A 14,077-nucleotide genomic window follows, 5' to 3' on the forward strand; every position below is an offset into this window, starting at 1 on the left:
ATTGGTCAGGAGTGTACGATCCGGGCCGTCGCGAGCAGCGCGGGACGCCGGGTATGGAGTGTCACGATCAATTCGCCGAACAAGGTGTTCGCCCACGCGAACCACGACCGGGTGAAGGTTGCCGGATCGTTCCTGTGGTACGACTCGTGGATGAATCCCGTGCCCGCATGGGTCGCCACCAGCATCCCGAGGCACCGGAGGATCTCCGTGTCGTCGTCGCTCGTCAGGGCCCGCATGATGATCGACATCGGCCAGATCATATCGTAGCCCGTATGCGGGCCGCCGATACCCTCGCCTGCCGTGCCCCGGTAGAACCACGGATTCTCCGGGCCCAGGACGAAGGCGCGGGTCCGGCGATAGACCGGATCGTCGGCCGCCACGCAGCCGAGATACGGCAGCGCAAGCAGGCTGGGGATGTTCGTATCGTCCATGAACAACGCATTCCCGTACCCGTCCACTTCGTAGGCATAGACCTCTCCCGCCGACGGATGGAGATGCCTTGCATGAGCGGCAAGAGCTCCCGACACCTCATCGGCAAGATCGTCGCATTCCCGGGCGAATGCCTGTTCGGTGCGCACCGCACGGATGATCTCCGCGATCTGGCGCAGGGACTGTTCGGCGAAGAAATTCGAGGGGATCAGGAACGGGAAGATACAGGCATCATCGGAGGGGCGGAACGCTGACTGGATCAGGCCCACGGGACGAGCAGGGTTACCCCGCCCGTACACCGGCATCGAATCGTAGGCCACGTGCGTCACGCGCTGGAAGGTGTACGGGCCCTGCTGGCCATCCTTCCGCTGCTGCTCCCGGAACGTCTGCACGGTCAGCTGCATCGCGCGCAGCCACGCATCATCGAATACCGAGGCGTCGCCCGTTGCTTTCCAGTAGCCGTACGCAAGGCGAACGGCATAACAGAGAGAATCGATCTCGAACTTGCGCTCATGCAACTCGGGGCGCATCGTTGTGAGATCCTTCTCCCAGGGACCGCCGAGCGGGCCATCGTTGAACGCATTGGCGTAGGGATCGATCAGGATGCAGGCGGTCTGCCGGTGGATCACGCCCGCGATGAGGCGCCGCAGGGGCTTATCATCCACGGCAAGGTGGACGTACGGCCAGACCTGCGCGGTCGAGTCGCGGAGCCACATCGCATCGATGTCACCCGTGATTACGAACGTATCGGGTTTGCCATCGACGGTGCCGGTCCGCACGGTCGTGTCGAGCGTATTCGGCAGACAGTTCTCGAACATCCATCCGAGTTCTTCATCCGCGATCGACCGGCGTACGGTCTGGATCAGTGCTTCGACCGATTCGCTCACGAATGCGCGCTGGCCTGCCGGCGGTCTGCAGGACGTGAAGCCCTTCGACGGGTCCGCACCCGTTGTGCCCGGGGAATTTTTCATCTTGCGTTGCTTCGAATTTTGGAGTATCCTTGATGCACCATATCACGCCGTACCAACATGTAAGGAGATCACGCAGTGAAGAGTTCAATGAACCGGCGTGCCTTGTTCCTGGTGATCGCCGCAACACTGATCACCGGTGCCATCGCCGTGGCACAGCACGCACCTGCTCCGGAGACCGAGACCGATCCTGCCGTTCTGCAGAAGCTCCAGTGGTTCCAGGACCAGAAGTTCGGGTTCATGATGCACTGGGGCCCCTACAGCCAGTGGGGCGTCGTGGAATCATGGTCACTCTGCAGCGAGGACGAGCCCTGGTGCGAGCGGCGCATGGACAACTATGTTGACTACTGCAAGGCCTATGAAGAGCTGCCGCGCACATTCAACCCCGTGTCCTTCGACCCTGATGCCTGGGCGGCCGCAGCCCGCAATGCCGGCATGAAGTACCTGGTCTTCACCACGAAGCACCACGACGGCTTCTGCATGTTCGACACGAAACAGACCGCCTACCGCATCACGGATCCGGCGGTGCCCTTCCACACCAACCCCCGCGCCAATGTCACGAAGGAGATCTTCTCGTCGTTCCGCAAGCAGGGGTTCGGCATCGGCGCCTATTTTTCCAAACCCGACTGGCATAGCCCGCACTACTGGGCACCGTACTGGGCACATGCGGACCGGAACGTGAACTACGACATCACGAAGCATCCCGACAGATGGAAGGCGTTCGTGGCCTTCACCCACGCACAGATCGAAGAACTGATGACCGGCTACGGCCCGATCGATATTCTCTGGCTCGACGGCGGCTGGGTGAACCCCGGCAACAAGAAGCAGGACGTCAACATGCCTGCGATCGCTGCCATGTCCCGCTCCCATAACCCGGGCATGATCGTGGTGGATCGCGCCGTTCCCGGACGCTACGAGAACTACCGGACACCCGAGCAGGAGGTTCCGGAACGCCCGCTGTCATATCCCTGGGAGACCTGCATGACCATGGGCAACTCCTGGTCGTACGTCCCCAACGACTCCTATAAACCCACCAACCGTCTCATCCATCTGCTCGTTGACATCGTGGCAAAGGGAGGCAACTTCCTGCTGAACGTTGGTCCCGATGCCCAGGGGAATCTGCCGCAGACAGCGCTTCTCCGCATGAAGGATATGGGGAACTGGTTGAAGGTGAACGGTGACGCCATCTACAAGACCCGGCCAGTGGCACCGTACAAGGAAGGGAAGATGTGCTATACCCGTTCGGCCGGCGGAGCCATCAATGCTATCTATCTCGCTGATGCTTCAGAAAAGGAGGTCCCGGCCAGTATCTGGCTTCAGGGCATTTCGGCAAAGCCCGGATCGACGATCCGGATGATGGGAGTACGGGAGCCGCTCGCCTGGGAAAAGAACGGTAAGGGTGTGCTCATCCGCATTCCTTCGGCGCTCTCGAGAAAACCCCCATGCGAACACGCATGGAGCTTCGTCGTCGAACAACCCATCCTGTGATCTGAGCACCTGCCCGGGGCACCCTCCCCATACGAAGGGTGCCCCCTGGCAGATGAAACGTCTGTGCAGCAATTAGTTGTTAAGAACAACTAATAGAACCAATGTAACCTGCGACGTTCACAAAGTCAAGCGATTTTCCCCTGCTTTTCCGCCGTCTTGGCCCATATCGGATTTGGTTGGTCACTCAATCAAATTACCTGATGAGCCCTACTCCCACTCGACACCGCGAAATGGCCTTCCGCGTAACCTGGCGGGATCCAGGACGATGTGCCGTATCTTCCCCCTCTTCCAGGTGTACGTCACATGCACCAAACCATCCGCCGACTGCATCACCGATGGGTAGGAAAACTCCGCGCCCTTCTCCACCTCCAGCAGACAGCCGGCCTCCCAATGCACCCCATCGGCAGACAACGCGACGGTGATCGTGTCGCGCCCGACACTCCAACTGTTCAACGCGTTCCGCGCATGATTGTAGACCAGCAAGAGGCGCCCATCGTGCAAGCGGATCGCATCCACACCCGAATTCGAACACAGGAACTCACACAGCGCCATGGGCGACCACGACTCGCCTTCATCGCGCGACACGGTGCGGAACATCCTTCCCTGCTTCGTACGCCCGACGGCAAGGATCGTATCGCCCATCCGCACCAGCGCAGGTTGGATCGCTCCGATGGAGGCCGTGTCATTCAATGGCCCGACCCGCGACCACTCCTTCCCTCCCGCATCCATGTGTTCCATCCACACCTGCCAGCCCGTCAATTCCGTGCTCGACGGGCAAAGGAGGCCACCCCCGGCGGTCCGCAACGGATGGTTCCGCACAGGACCGACAAACCCTTCGGGCAACCGCTCCGGGGGCGACCACGATCGTCCCCCGTCGCGTGATCCCTTCATCATCCCCCACCACTCGCGGGGATTGGGGCCAACCTTATAGAACACCACCAGGGAACCGTCCCTTGCAACATGCAGAACGGGGTTCCAGCACGCAAACACCGTGTCCCCGGGCATCTTCCCGTCGGCGATCCTCACCGGCGCGGACCATCCGTCCACTTCGCGCCGTGAGAACCAGATCCCGACATCCGCACACCCTTCGTACGAACCTCCGAACCACGCCACCGCCGGTACACCGTCCAGGTCAACGACCGACGAAGCATGGCATTGAGGTGTCGGCATGGTGTCCGCAACGAACTCCGTCAATATGACCGCGGATGACGTGTCCGTTTGCGCCGGGGCCGGGAGCGAAAGCAGTGCGGCGGCGAACACGCCGGCGAGCAGACATCTCATTTCGCTGTCACCTTCACGAATCCGCGCAGGCGGATGTCCGCGGAGGAAGCGCCGATCATGATCTTGATGTCACCCGGCTCCACGATGCGCTTCATATGCGCATCGAGCATGCTGAGTTCATCGAAACCGAGTTCGAACCGCACATCCTTCCATTCGCCGGGTTTCAGCGTGATGCGGCGGAAGCCGCGCAGTTCCATCACCGGGCGGGCGACGCTCGCCTCCACATCGCGGATGTACAACTGCACCACCTCGTCGCCGGTGACACTCCCGGTGTTCTTGACCGTACAGTTCACGACGACGCGCTTGTCCGCCTTCATGACTTCCGGCGTGATCCGCAGGCCGCTGTACGAGAAGTTCGTATAGCTCAGGCCATAGCCGAACGGGAAGAGCGGCTTGCCCGTGTGGTCCATGTAATCATCGCCGCGCCCGGTCGGCTTGTGATTGTAGTAGAGCGGTGCCTGCCCGACCACATCGGGGAACGTGATCGGCAAACGGCCCGCGGGGTTGTAGTCTCCGAAGAGCACCTCCGCGACCGCCGTGCCGCCCTTTTCACCGGGATACCAGACATCAACCACTGCGCCCACGCGGTCGAGCCAATGCTCCATCGTTACCGCGCTCCCTCCAACGATCACGACCACGACGGGCTTGCCGGTCGCGGCGATGCGGCGGATGAGTTCTTCCTGCCTCCCCGGCAGCGCAAGGCTCGAACGGTCACGGAACTCTCCCTCTTCCACCCCGGCAACAACGATGGCGATATCGGACGCACCGGCTGCATCAATGGCGTCCTTGATCGCCTGCTCCTTGCTTGCAACGCCGGCATCCCAGACCATGCGCACGCGGACATTCCCAACGCCTTCATGGAATTCAAGGCGCAACCGGTACTTCTGGCCCTTTGTCATGTGCACCGGCACAGTGGTCGTCGCAAATCCCCGTTTCTGCCAGCGGTCGATGACCAGAGAATCGTTCATGTACAGCCGGTATCCATCATCCCCTTCAAAGCCGAAGCGCACCGCACCCGACAGGGGTGAGGTCAGTGTGCCGGTCCACCGCACAGAAAACCAGTCAAAATTCACTTTGGGGTCCGCGGAGAAGAGCGTCCAGCCAAAATCGACCTCGCGGTCAACCCGGGTAAGCACCGGCGCGCCAGACAGATCGATCGAGTTGAAATACTCGGCCTTCAGTCCCGGCTTACCGTCCGGGGTTGTGAGAGCCGTGGAAGGGACGGTGACATACGTGGTATCGAGGCGTCCGCATCCGGGCGCATAGAGGACATTCGCCGCCCCGGCGGCGCGTTTCCGGATGCCGTCGAGAATGGAGACAACGCCGATGCCTGCGCCGCTATACCCGCCCAGGCGGGCCTCCACGGCATCGGACCCGATGACAGCGATGCTCCGGTAGCGGCCGTTCAGAGGCAGAAGCGCTCCCGCATTCTTCAGCAGCACGATGGATTCGCGCGCGGACTGGAGTGCGAGGCTCCGGTGATCGGCATGGCCGCTCCAGAACGTTGCCCCCGCTGTTTCCACATAGGGATGCTCGAACAACCCGAGCCGGAACTTCGCGCGCAGCACACGGCGAACGGCATCGTTCACCGCGGCCGTATCCACCATTCCTTTCTTGAAGGCATCGAGAAGAGGTTCATGGTGTTCGTAGGCGGTCTGGAAGATCACATCCAGCCCACCCTCGATCGCGGCCTTTGCGGACCCCTGGCGCGTCGACACGATGTGATGCAGGTCGAGGAGCCCTCCCACCGCGCTCGCATCCGAAATGATGAACCCGTCGAAGCCCCATTCCTTCTTCACTTTATCCTTGAGGAGGGCCGGATTCGCAGTACACGGGAGGCCATCAAGCGAATTGTATGATGTCATGAATGAGGTCGTCCGGCCGCGCTTCACCGCGGCGAGGAACGGCGGGTAGTACACCTCTTCCAGAGTCCGCTCGTTGAAGTCGATCGGATAGCTGTCGCGCCCGCCGTCGCCTACATTGGCGATCAGATGTTTCGGCGTCACCACCACACCGAGGTCCTCGATGTTCCGTACATAGGCAGCGGTCACCTCCGACATCAGGAACGGATCCTCGCCGAAGGTCTCCTCGACACGCCCCCAACGGGCGTCCCGCGCAAGGTTGATCACCGGGCAGAGCAGATCGCGGATGCCGCGTGAGCGGGCTTCCCGCGCGATCGCTGCGCCGATCTTCCCGACCAGTGTCGTATCCCATGTTGCGGCAAGGCCGATGGCCTGGGGGAACGCCGTGGCATCGTTGCGTACGAGGCCATGCAGCGCCTCATCAAAGGCGATGATCGGGATACCGAGGCGGGTCTCTTCAAGAAAGAACTTCTGGATCTCATTGATCTTGGCCGCGGTGTTCGCAGCCACACCCGAATCGTGGTACTCCAACATCTGCTCGGTGTCCGCCACCTTCCGCTGCTGGTCGCGGATGTTCAGGCCGAAGATCCCATTTTTGTATCGCTGTTTGCCGTCGGAAAGATCTCCCGGGATCATGAAGAGCTGCCAGAACTTCTCTTCGATGGTCATCCGTCCGAGAAGATCGTTCACCCGTTCTTCCACGGACCGGGCGGGGTCTTTATAGGGAGGTCGTGCCTGTGCGCCGGCATGAGCGGGCGCAAGAGTGACAAGAAGAGCTGCTGCGATGAGGGCTCGGAACATCATGGGCAACCTGAAGTTTGTGTGCGTGGGAGCAGAGGATCATGGGAGGCGATGGAGATGTCCGCCCCGCTCAAGATAACACTTTTTTGAGCTCCCCGCCACGGGCTCACATGTCCTAGACCCCGAGCGGCAGGGTGATGCAGAACGTCGTTCCGGCATCCGGGGTGCTTTCAAGCTCACCTGCCCGCCGAGATACCGTTCGGTCAGAAGCTTGATGCTGTAGGTCCCGAGTCCGCGGTCCTGCCCTTTGTTGAGAAGGACCGCTGGAAGATCTGGAATCTGACCTCAGGACTCATGACCGCGGGATTGTGCACGGTGAAGAAGATCACTTCGTGATTGGATCTGCTCGTTACGGTCACCGTTTCTCCGGATCCGGATGCCTCCAGCGCATTCTTCACCATGTTCCCCAGTACCCGTCGGATGAGCCCCGCATCGGCGATGAAGGACACATCGTCCCCGGCTCCGATCACCAGGCTTCTGCCGCGTGCCACTTCGTGGCCGGCGTAGCAGCCGATCACCTCTTCAAGGACGTCCTTGCTTCGCAGGGGGACGGGTGAGGTGACGAGTTCATTATTCTCGGCGGCATTGAGCTCGCGCTGGGCTCTGATCTCCGCAACGAGCTGTGACGCGATCCGATGCACGATCTCCACGAACTCATTGTCGTTGTCCCCATCGATCTCCAACTGCGCGAGCCCCTGCAACCCTCCCGCCGCATTCAGGATATCGTGGAAGAAGATCCGTTCAAGGGCCTTGCGCCGCTTCTGGTCGCTGATGTCCTGAACGGCGAAGAGCGTATAGCGCTCCCCTTTCACATCGAATGGGGACGCCATCACATGGAGATCAAGCGCGGAGCCATCTCCGTCGGTAAGGATCCGGCATTCGCGTTGCGACTGCTGACCCTGCTGGCTCTCGAGGATCGCGGTCACCGCCCCGCACGTACGGCAGAACTCTGTGGTGCCACACCCCCCTGTTGCAGCGGCGTGGGTGCAATTCAGCGCCTCACCAGGCCGGACGCCGAGCACCTCCGCGGTGGTCTTCTTGCCGATCGAGTGGAGAAACGCGGTATTGGCAAACGTCACCTGCCGCAGGGCGTTCAGCACCACAAGGGGCTCCGGAACAGCATCGAGGCAACGGCGGTCGCCGATGGCAAATTCAACAAGCGCCTGCTGCTCTTCCAACTCTCCCGCGCTGGATCGCTCCGCCGGAGCGAATGCTGTCGGTAGTGGCATCGAAAAGGATCCTCTGCTATATGCGTTAGCAGATACTTTCGCAAATATCGTGCCTTTGGCGGGCGAGGATACAGGGGGGAAGGGTCACGTCTTTGAGTCGGGCGGGATGGCGTTGCGGCGAGGGGCGGCCAGTAGGTCAAATATGACCACGCCGCGGGGATCATCACCCGCGCTCAGGACCCCGGGGGTTGTGCCCGGAGGCTGGTCATTTCACACCGCGTTTTCGCTTCTCGATGAAGACCTGGGCATCCACCTGCTCGCCGCAGAGAGAGCACACGTGGTGCCGCGTGGTCTCGTTGAAGTCGGGTTCGCGCGATTGTTTGCAATTGGGGCAACGCACGGTGATCGGTGTGTCATCCTGCTTCTTCGCCATGCTCTGGCCGTCCTCAGTAGGTCTTGCGTTTGAACAGGTCCCGCTTCACATTCGCGATCCGGTCCAGGAACAACACCCCGTCCAGATGGTCGATCTCGTGCTGCAGAACCACCGCTTCGAATCCGGATGTCTCCAACTCGGCTTCCGTACCGTCGGGTGTCAGGTACCGCACCCCCAGGATGGACTTGCGTTCAACGTTGCCGGTGAAATCCGGCACGCTCAGGCATCCTTCGCGCGTCACCACCGACCCCTGTGCGCCGGTGACCTGCGGGTTGATCATCACGAGGAGGCCGTGCTTGTCCGTCGCCTTCTTGTGCCCGGTCACATCCACGACAATGATGCGCCGGAGGTCGCCCACCTGCGGGGCAGCGATACCGACGCAGCCCCGGTTCTCCTGGATCATCATCGTGAGCCGCGCCGTAAATTCCACGACCGATGCATCGAGGTCCGTGACTGCACGGCAACGTTTGCGCAGGGTTTCGTCGGGGAATTGGAGAATGGAAAAGAGATTCATAGGATCTCGTTGACGATCCTTTGAACGGTCACATGCACCCCGGTCTTCTTCCCGGACCTGACGAGCGCCTGACGAAATGCGGTCTCCCCGACCTTCGCCGGCATGTCCACTTCAAGAAGCATGTAATATGCCGGCGGGGTCGTGCGCTGCGAGCTCTTGGTCTCGAGGTCGATGATATTTCCGCCCTTCTTCACAATGGCCTCCGTAATGCCCTGGACGATGCCCGGGCGGTCGGCGCCACTGATCGAGATCATGTATCGCTTGCCTTTTCCGTCATACTCCTGCATCTCCTTCCGGGTGATCTTCCGGAAGTCGACAGACATGCCGAACCTGTCACCAAAAGCCTTCAGCCTGCGGTCGAGGGCCTCCGGAAGGCGCGGGTCTTCACGTGACAGAAGAACGATGACCGAAAAGGTGCGGCGGAGCATCACCATCGACGAGTCTTCGATGTTGAAGGCGTATGCCGTCAGCAATTTCGTAAGTTCAAATACGATCCCCTTGCTGTCCACGCCGCCCGCTGTGAGAAGATAGAAGTGCTTGTCCATGCTCGTCTCCATGTGAACCGTCCCCTGCACCGTCGATGAGTGGCCGGATCACGCTCCGGAGCGCTGCCACCATCGGTGCTGTGCGTTCATGATAGCGAATCTGCGGCACGTTCACAACCGTCCCTCCCCTTCCCCGGAGGGAGGTTCGTCCCGGGCCCCGGATCGGCTTGATTCTCCGGTGGGATGTTTGTTCATTATCGGATGAAGCAAACCGCTCACATCATAGCTGCCTTCGCGTGCTTTCTTGCGGGCCCGGCCCTGGCCAGCGGCCAGGAGTGGCGCTCTTCACCTGCATCCGATATCCTCCCCTCGACGGGATACGTTTCAACATCCTGGGGTCCTGACGAAGGACTCCCTTCCGCTGAAACCGGCCCCATTCTCCAGGACCGTACGGGGTATGTGTGGGTCGGCACCGGGTTCGGGCTCGTTCGTTTCGATGGCATCGCATTCAGGACCTACAGCAGTGCCACGACGCCGTTGTTCCGTGGACAGCAGGTGACCGCGATCCACGAGGATGCCCGGGGGCGCATCTGGATCGGCCTCCTCAGTGGCGGACTCGTGATCTACGACCGGGGACACTTCTCCAGTCCGGCCTTCGCTGATACGATCGCGTATGAATCCGTGCACGGCATCTTTGCCGACAGTGCCGGCAACACGTATCTGTGTACATCGCTCGGCACCTTCGTCGAGCGGGATGGCAAAGCCACGCTCCTCCCCGGCCTCCCCGAGCAACCCCGTGCAGGTTTCACCGCGCCGGATGGCACGGTCTATTTCAACGCCCTGTCGCTCGTCCGCTATGATGCGCAGAACGATACAGGTGTCACGATCGTTCCCGGTGCCGGCGAGGTCCATGCCCTCGCGGATATCATTCTGGAGAAGGACCATCGCTTCCTTGCCTCCCGGCTCGGCCAGATCCAGCGCTACCGGATGAACCCTGACGGCCCGGCTTCTCTTGAAGAAACGTTCCGAACGCCGGGAGCCCTCCGGTTGCTCAAGGATGGTGACGAAGGGTACTTTGTCGGCACGATCGGGTACGGGGTCATCTACTTCGACGGCAAGCACTTCTCGTACCCTCACGGATTGGGGGTGCGACGCGGGGCCGGACGACAGACCCACGCACTCATGTGGGGTGCAGAAGGAAGCCTCTGGGCAACCACCAGCGGAGGGCTCTACAGATTTTCGCGGACGTTCTTCACCATCCTCGGCACGGATGCGGGGCTGACCACAGAGTATTCGTGGTTGGTCCATCTCCAGAAGCGGGGGGTCCTCTGGATCGGCGTCGGCACCGAAGGCACGTACCGATACGAAGGCAACGCGGCCCGCCTGATGAAGAAGAAGGACGGCATGCCGAGCGATCACATCACAGAACTGTTCGAGAGCTCGGATGGCACGATGTGGTTCGGAGGCCCGAACGGTGAACTCGGTTCGTCTACCGCCGGAGGGGGGATACGCCACTATCCCGCTGTTGCCACCTCCGGCCTTGGCCGGGTGCAGTCGATCAGTGAGGACTTCGACCACCGCATCTGGATCGGGACCCGCAAGGGGTTCTACACATTCGAAAGAGGGAAAGCATCACCGTTCATCCTTGCCAACGGGGGAGGCCGTGCCCGGCGTACGATGCGTCACGCACATGCCCGACGGATCGATCTGGTGCATCTCCTCAGGCAACGTCGTTCACATCAGAGAGGGGGTCCTTCGTTCGTACTGGACCCGGTCCGGCAGTGGCTTGTACGGCACCACCGCGATGATGGTGGACACAGGAAGGGTCTGGTATGGGACCTACGGCGGTGGACTCTACCTCATCGCCGGGGATTCCGTGATCGACGTCAATGCCGTGTGTCCGGGATTCGGCCCCCGCATCCTTGCCATTCACGAAGACCGTCTGGGATACCTCTGGATCAACGCCGAACGGGAATTGCAGCGCGTCCGCAAAGCGGATCTGCTTGCAGCAGTTGCGGGTAACGGCCGGCACGTCGTCATCGACTCGTTCGATCATCGGGACGGGCTCCGGGATATTGAATTCAACATGGCATCGGAGCACTCCGCGCAGCAATTGCCCGATGGCCGCATTCTCTACGCATCCACGAGTGGCGTCGTGGCCGTGAACCCCGCCGCGGTCTCCCGTCCGACCACCCCGCCACCCGTGGTGATCGAACACGTCATTGCGGATGATATCCCGTATGATGCCGGCGAGCACATTGTCCTGCCCGCAGGGACGTACCGTATCCAGATCGACTTTTCGGCGTTGCGCTTCCAGACGCCCGGGCGTGTCATGTTCAGGTACCGGCTGGTGGGGATCGACAAGGACTGGATCTCCAGGCCGGGGAGTCAGAGCGTTGCAACATATACCAACGCCGGCCCCGGCGAACTCGTGTTCAACCTCGCGGCATCCGTGAATGGCGGACCCTGGACAGATCCTCCCGCGGTCATGCGGATCACGGTCGGCCACTTTTTCTACGAAGAACCGGGGCTTCAGGCCGTGGGAGTGTTGGCACTGATGAGTGCGGTGATCGGCGCATTCCTCTGGCGGACGCGGCGGGTGCGGGAGAGGAACCGGCAGTTGGAAGAGGAGGTCCAGCGACGGATCGAAGCGGAATCGCGCATCCAGTCTTCTCTCGACGAGAAGACCGTGATGCTCAAGGAGATCCATCACCGTGTGAAGAACAATCTGCAGATCGTCTCGAGCCTGTTCTCCCTGCAGCTCGGGAATTCCCGCGATCCGATGGTCCTCGAGATGTTGAAGGAGAGCCAGACACGCATCCGCTCGATGGCCCTGGTCCATGAAGCGCTCTACCGCAGCAACAATCTCGCGGCCATCGACTTCCGCGAATACGTCCAGGCACTGGCCGCCCAGATCGCGCACACCCACCACCGGAAGAACATCGGACTCCGCTTCCTCGGCGAGTCCATCACCCTCTCCCTCGACCAGGCCATCCCGGCGGGCCTGATCATGAACGAGGCACTGTCCAACGCATACAAGCACGCCTTCCCGAACGGTGAACAGGGAACGATCACGGTGGAGTCGCGGAGCGAGAACGGAACCCATGCGGAGCTTGCGGTGAGCGATACCGGCCCGGGTCTTCCTGAGGGGTTCGATCCGGCGACGGTCTCATCGCTGGGCTTCCATCTCATCCTCGCCCTCACGGAGCAGCTCAGCGGCACGTTGACGGTCGACGGGAAGCCGGGGACAACGATACGGATCCGATTCCCGGTCGAGTGAAACCGGCCCGCGGGTCACCCGAAAGAATGGAAAAGGGAAGAAAGAGACCCTCGCTCCTTCTTCCCTTCAGTCATGCCCTCTGACTGCGCCCACTAGGGCATCGTGGGCCTCAGGTCGATCTCGCTGAACATCGCCCTCCCCTCCGCCGTAACAGCAAAGAGCACGGCTGCAGCCACATCCGCGGGTTGCGGAATGTTCGCCCCCTTCTTTCCCGATGTTGAGAATCCGGTCTCGACCGAACCCGGACAGATCGTGATCGTGCGGATATTGTACTCGCGGACCTCCAGCATCATCGAACCGGCGAAGCCGCGCAGCGCCCATTTCGTGGCGCAATAGCCGGCGCCATTCTTCATCGCATTCTTTCCCGCCAGCGAAGCGATATGCACGATGTCGCCGCCACCGGCCTTCCGCATATGGGGGACCGCCGCTTTGCTCATAAGGAACACGCCACGCATGTTCGTGGCCCACATCCCGTCGAACTCCGCCACGGTCATGTCGATGACAGGCTTGAATACTCCCCAGCCAGCGTTGTTGACCAGGATGTCCAGCCCGCCCTCGGTGCGGATCACATCGTCGACCAAACGCTCGACATCCGCCTCCTTGCTCACGTCCGCCTGCAATCCGCGCACATGGAGGCCGGCCGCACGCATCCCTACCGTCACCTCCCGGATCACTTCCTGATCGCGCGCCGCGAGAATGACGTGGGCCCCTTCGCGGGCCAACGCCTCGCCGATCCCCCGCCCGATCCCTTTGCTGCCACCGGTCACGATGGCAACCTTGCCTTCGAGCCGTTTCATGCGCTCAGTTTGCTTTCGATAAGGTGCAGGAACTCTCCGCGTGTCTTCACATCCTCACGGAACACGCCGAGCATCGCGCTGGTGGTGGCCAGCGAATTCTGCTTTTCCACGCCCCGCATCATCATGCACATGTGGCGGGCTTCGACCACGACGCCAACGCCTTCAGGGTTGAGAGCTTCGTAGATCGTCTCGGCGATCTGCTGCGTCAGCCGCTCCTGCACCTGCAGGCGCCGGCTGAACACTTCAACGATCCGCGGGATCTTGCTGAGTCCGACGATCTTCCCGTTCGGAATGTAGGCCACATGCGCCCGGCCAAAGAACGGCAGCATGTGATGCTCGCACATGCTGAAGAAGTCGATGTCCTTCACGATGACCATCTCGCTGTACTTCTCATTGAAGATGGCATCATTCAGGACCTTGCTGATATCCTCCCGGTACCCCTTCGTCAGGAACTCATAGGCTTTCGCCACCCGGTGCGGGGTCCGCAGCAGCCCTTCACGCTGCGGGTCCTCACCGATGTTCTTCAGCAACTTCTCGATCACCTGTTCCATCTCGCCACGATCCATGGCA

At 61.3% G+C, this 14,077-nt stretch carries 10 protein-coding genes and 1 pseudogene; 2 read left to right on the plus strand and 9 right to left on the minus strand.

Annotation, left to right across the window (positions count from 1 at the left end; translation table 11 throughout):
* Window positions 1–5: 5 nt before the first annotated feature.
* The gene (locus IPI01_20850) at window positions 6–1,400 is read right to left on the minus strand and encodes a glycoside hydrolase family 125 protein (protein ID MBK7260206.1); all 1,395 of its coding nucleotides are present in this window, start codon (window positions 1,398–1,400) and stop codon (window positions 6–8) included.
* An 87-nt stretch (window positions 1,401–1,487) separates the two neighbouring features.
* Here IPI01_20850 and IPI01_20855 point away from each other — a divergent pair, with 87 nt between their 5' ends.
* Window positions 1,488–2,885 carry an alpha-L-fucosidase gene (locus IPI01_20855; protein ID MBK7260207.1) on the plus strand — a complete coding sequence of 466 codons (1,398 nt, stop codon included), beginning with the start codon at window positions 1,488–1,490 and terminating at the stop codon, window positions 2,883–2,885.
* Between the two features lie 207 nt (window positions 2,886–3,092).
* On the opposite strand, the gene IPI01_20860 is transcribed toward IPI01_20855, so the two are convergent.
* The 6 genes and pseudogenes from IPI01_20860 to IPI01_20885 all read right to left on the minus strand — a co-directional run bounded on the left by IPI01_20860 (window position 3,093) and on the right by IPI01_20885 (window position 9,490).
* The gene (locus tag IPI01_20860) at window positions 3,093–4,166 is read right to left on the minus strand and encodes an exo-alpha-sialidase (GenBank protein MBK7260208.1); all 1,074 of its coding nucleotides are present in this window, start codon (window positions 4,164–4,166) and stop codon (window positions 3,093–3,095) included.
* The gene (locus IPI01_20865; protein MBK7260209.1) at window positions 4,163–6,832 is read right to left on the minus strand and encodes a glycoside hydrolase family 3 C-terminal domain-containing protein; all 2,670 of its coding nucleotides are present in this window, start codon (window positions 6,830–6,832) and stop codon (window positions 4,163–4,165) included. Before IPI01_20865 ends, IPI01_20860 begins: the two co-directional genes overlap by 4 nt.
* Window positions 6,833–6,944: 112 nt before the next feature.
* Window positions 6,945–8,058, minus strand: a pseudogene (locus IPI01_20870) (GHKL domain-containing protein).
* 205 nt (window positions 8,059–8,263) lie between these two features.
* Window positions 8,264–8,431, minus strand: coding sequence for a hypothetical protein (locus tag IPI01_20875; GenBank protein MBK7260210.1), 168 nt, complete (start codon window positions 8,429–8,431; stop codon window positions 8,264–8,266).
* 13 nt (window positions 8,432–8,444) lie between these two features.
* Window positions 8,445–8,945, minus strand: a complete 501-nt coding sequence (gene def, locus IPI01_20880; GenBank protein ID MBK7260211.1) for a peptide deformylase — start codon at window positions 8,943–8,945, stop codon at window positions 8,445–8,447.
* Window positions 8,942–9,490 (minus strand): hypothetical protein, encoded by a 549-nt coding sequence (locus IPI01_20885; GenBank protein MBK7260212.1) that lies wholly within the window; start codon window positions 9,488–9,490, stop codon window positions 8,942–8,944. The genes def and IPI01_20885 overlap by 4 nt, the downstream gene beginning before the upstream one ends.
* A gap of 1,816 nt (window positions 9,491–11,306) precedes the next feature.
* Between IPI01_20885 and IPI01_20890 the strand changes: the two genes are divergently transcribed.
* Window positions 11,307–12,710, plus strand: a complete 1,404-nt coding sequence (locus IPI01_20890; GenBank protein ID MBK7260213.1) for a hypothetical protein — start codon at window positions 11,307–11,309, stop codon at window positions 12,708–12,710.
* A gap of 92 nt (window positions 12,711–12,802) precedes the next feature.
* On the opposite strand, the gene IPI01_20895 is transcribed toward IPI01_20890, so the two are convergent.
* Complete coding sequence (locus IPI01_20895; GenBank protein MBK7260214.1) at window positions 12,803–13,507, minus strand: SDR family NAD(P)-dependent oxidoreductase; 705 nt, start codon at window positions 13,505–13,507, stop codon at window positions 12,803–12,805.
* Window positions 13,504–14,073, minus strand: coding sequence for a GTP cyclohydrolase I FolE (folE, locus tag IPI01_20900; GenBank protein ID MBK7260215.1), 570 nt, complete (start codon window positions 14,071–14,073; stop codon window positions 13,504–13,506). The genes IPI01_20895 and folE overlap by 4 nt, the downstream gene beginning before the upstream one ends.
* Between the last annotated feature and the right edge of the window lie 4 nt (window positions 14,074–14,077).

This window comes from Ignavibacteriota bacterium (genome assembly GCA_016707525.1).
Lineage (GTDB): Bacteria > Bacteroidota > Ignavibacteria > UBA10030 > UBA6906 > JAGDMK01.

Excerpts from the sequence above, each read along its gene's own strand:
- IPI01_20865 (MBK7260209.1), bottom strand. The coding sequence starts at position 6,832 with ATGATGTTCCGAGCCCTCATCGCAGCAGCTCTTCTTGTCACTCTTGCG.
- folE (MBK7260215.1), bottom strand. The coding sequence starts at position 14,073 with ATGGATCGTGGCGAGATGGAACAGGTGATCGAGAAGTTGCTGAAGAAC.
- IPI01_20855 (MBK7260207.1), top strand. The coding sequence starts at position 1,488 with ATGAACCGGCGTGCCTTGTTCCTGGTGATCGCCGCAACACTGATCACC.
- IPI01_20895 (MBK7260214.1), bottom strand. The coding sequence starts at position 13,507 with ATGAAACGGCTCGAAGGCAAGGTTGCCATCGTGACCGGTGGCAGCAAA.
- IPI01_20850 (MBK7260206.1), bottom strand. The coding sequence starts at position 1,400 with ATGAAAAATTCCCCGGGCACAACGGGTGCGGACCCGTCGAAGGGCTTC.
- def (MBK7260211.1), bottom strand. The coding sequence starts at position 8,945 with ATGAATCTCTTTTCCATTCTCCAATTCCCCGACGAAACCCTGCGCAAA.
- IPI01_20885 (MBK7260212.1), bottom strand. The coding sequence starts at position 9,490 with ATGGACAAGCACTTCTATCTTCTCACAGCGGGCGGCGTGGACAGCAAG.
- IPI01_20860 (MBK7260208.1), bottom strand. The coding sequence starts at position 4,166 with ATGAGATGTCTGCTCGCCGGCGTGTTCGCCGCCGCACTGCTTTCGCTC.
- IPI01_20875 (MBK7260210.1), bottom strand. The coding sequence starts at position 8,431 with ATGGCGAAGAAGCAGGATGACACACCGATCACCGTGCGTTGCCCCAAT.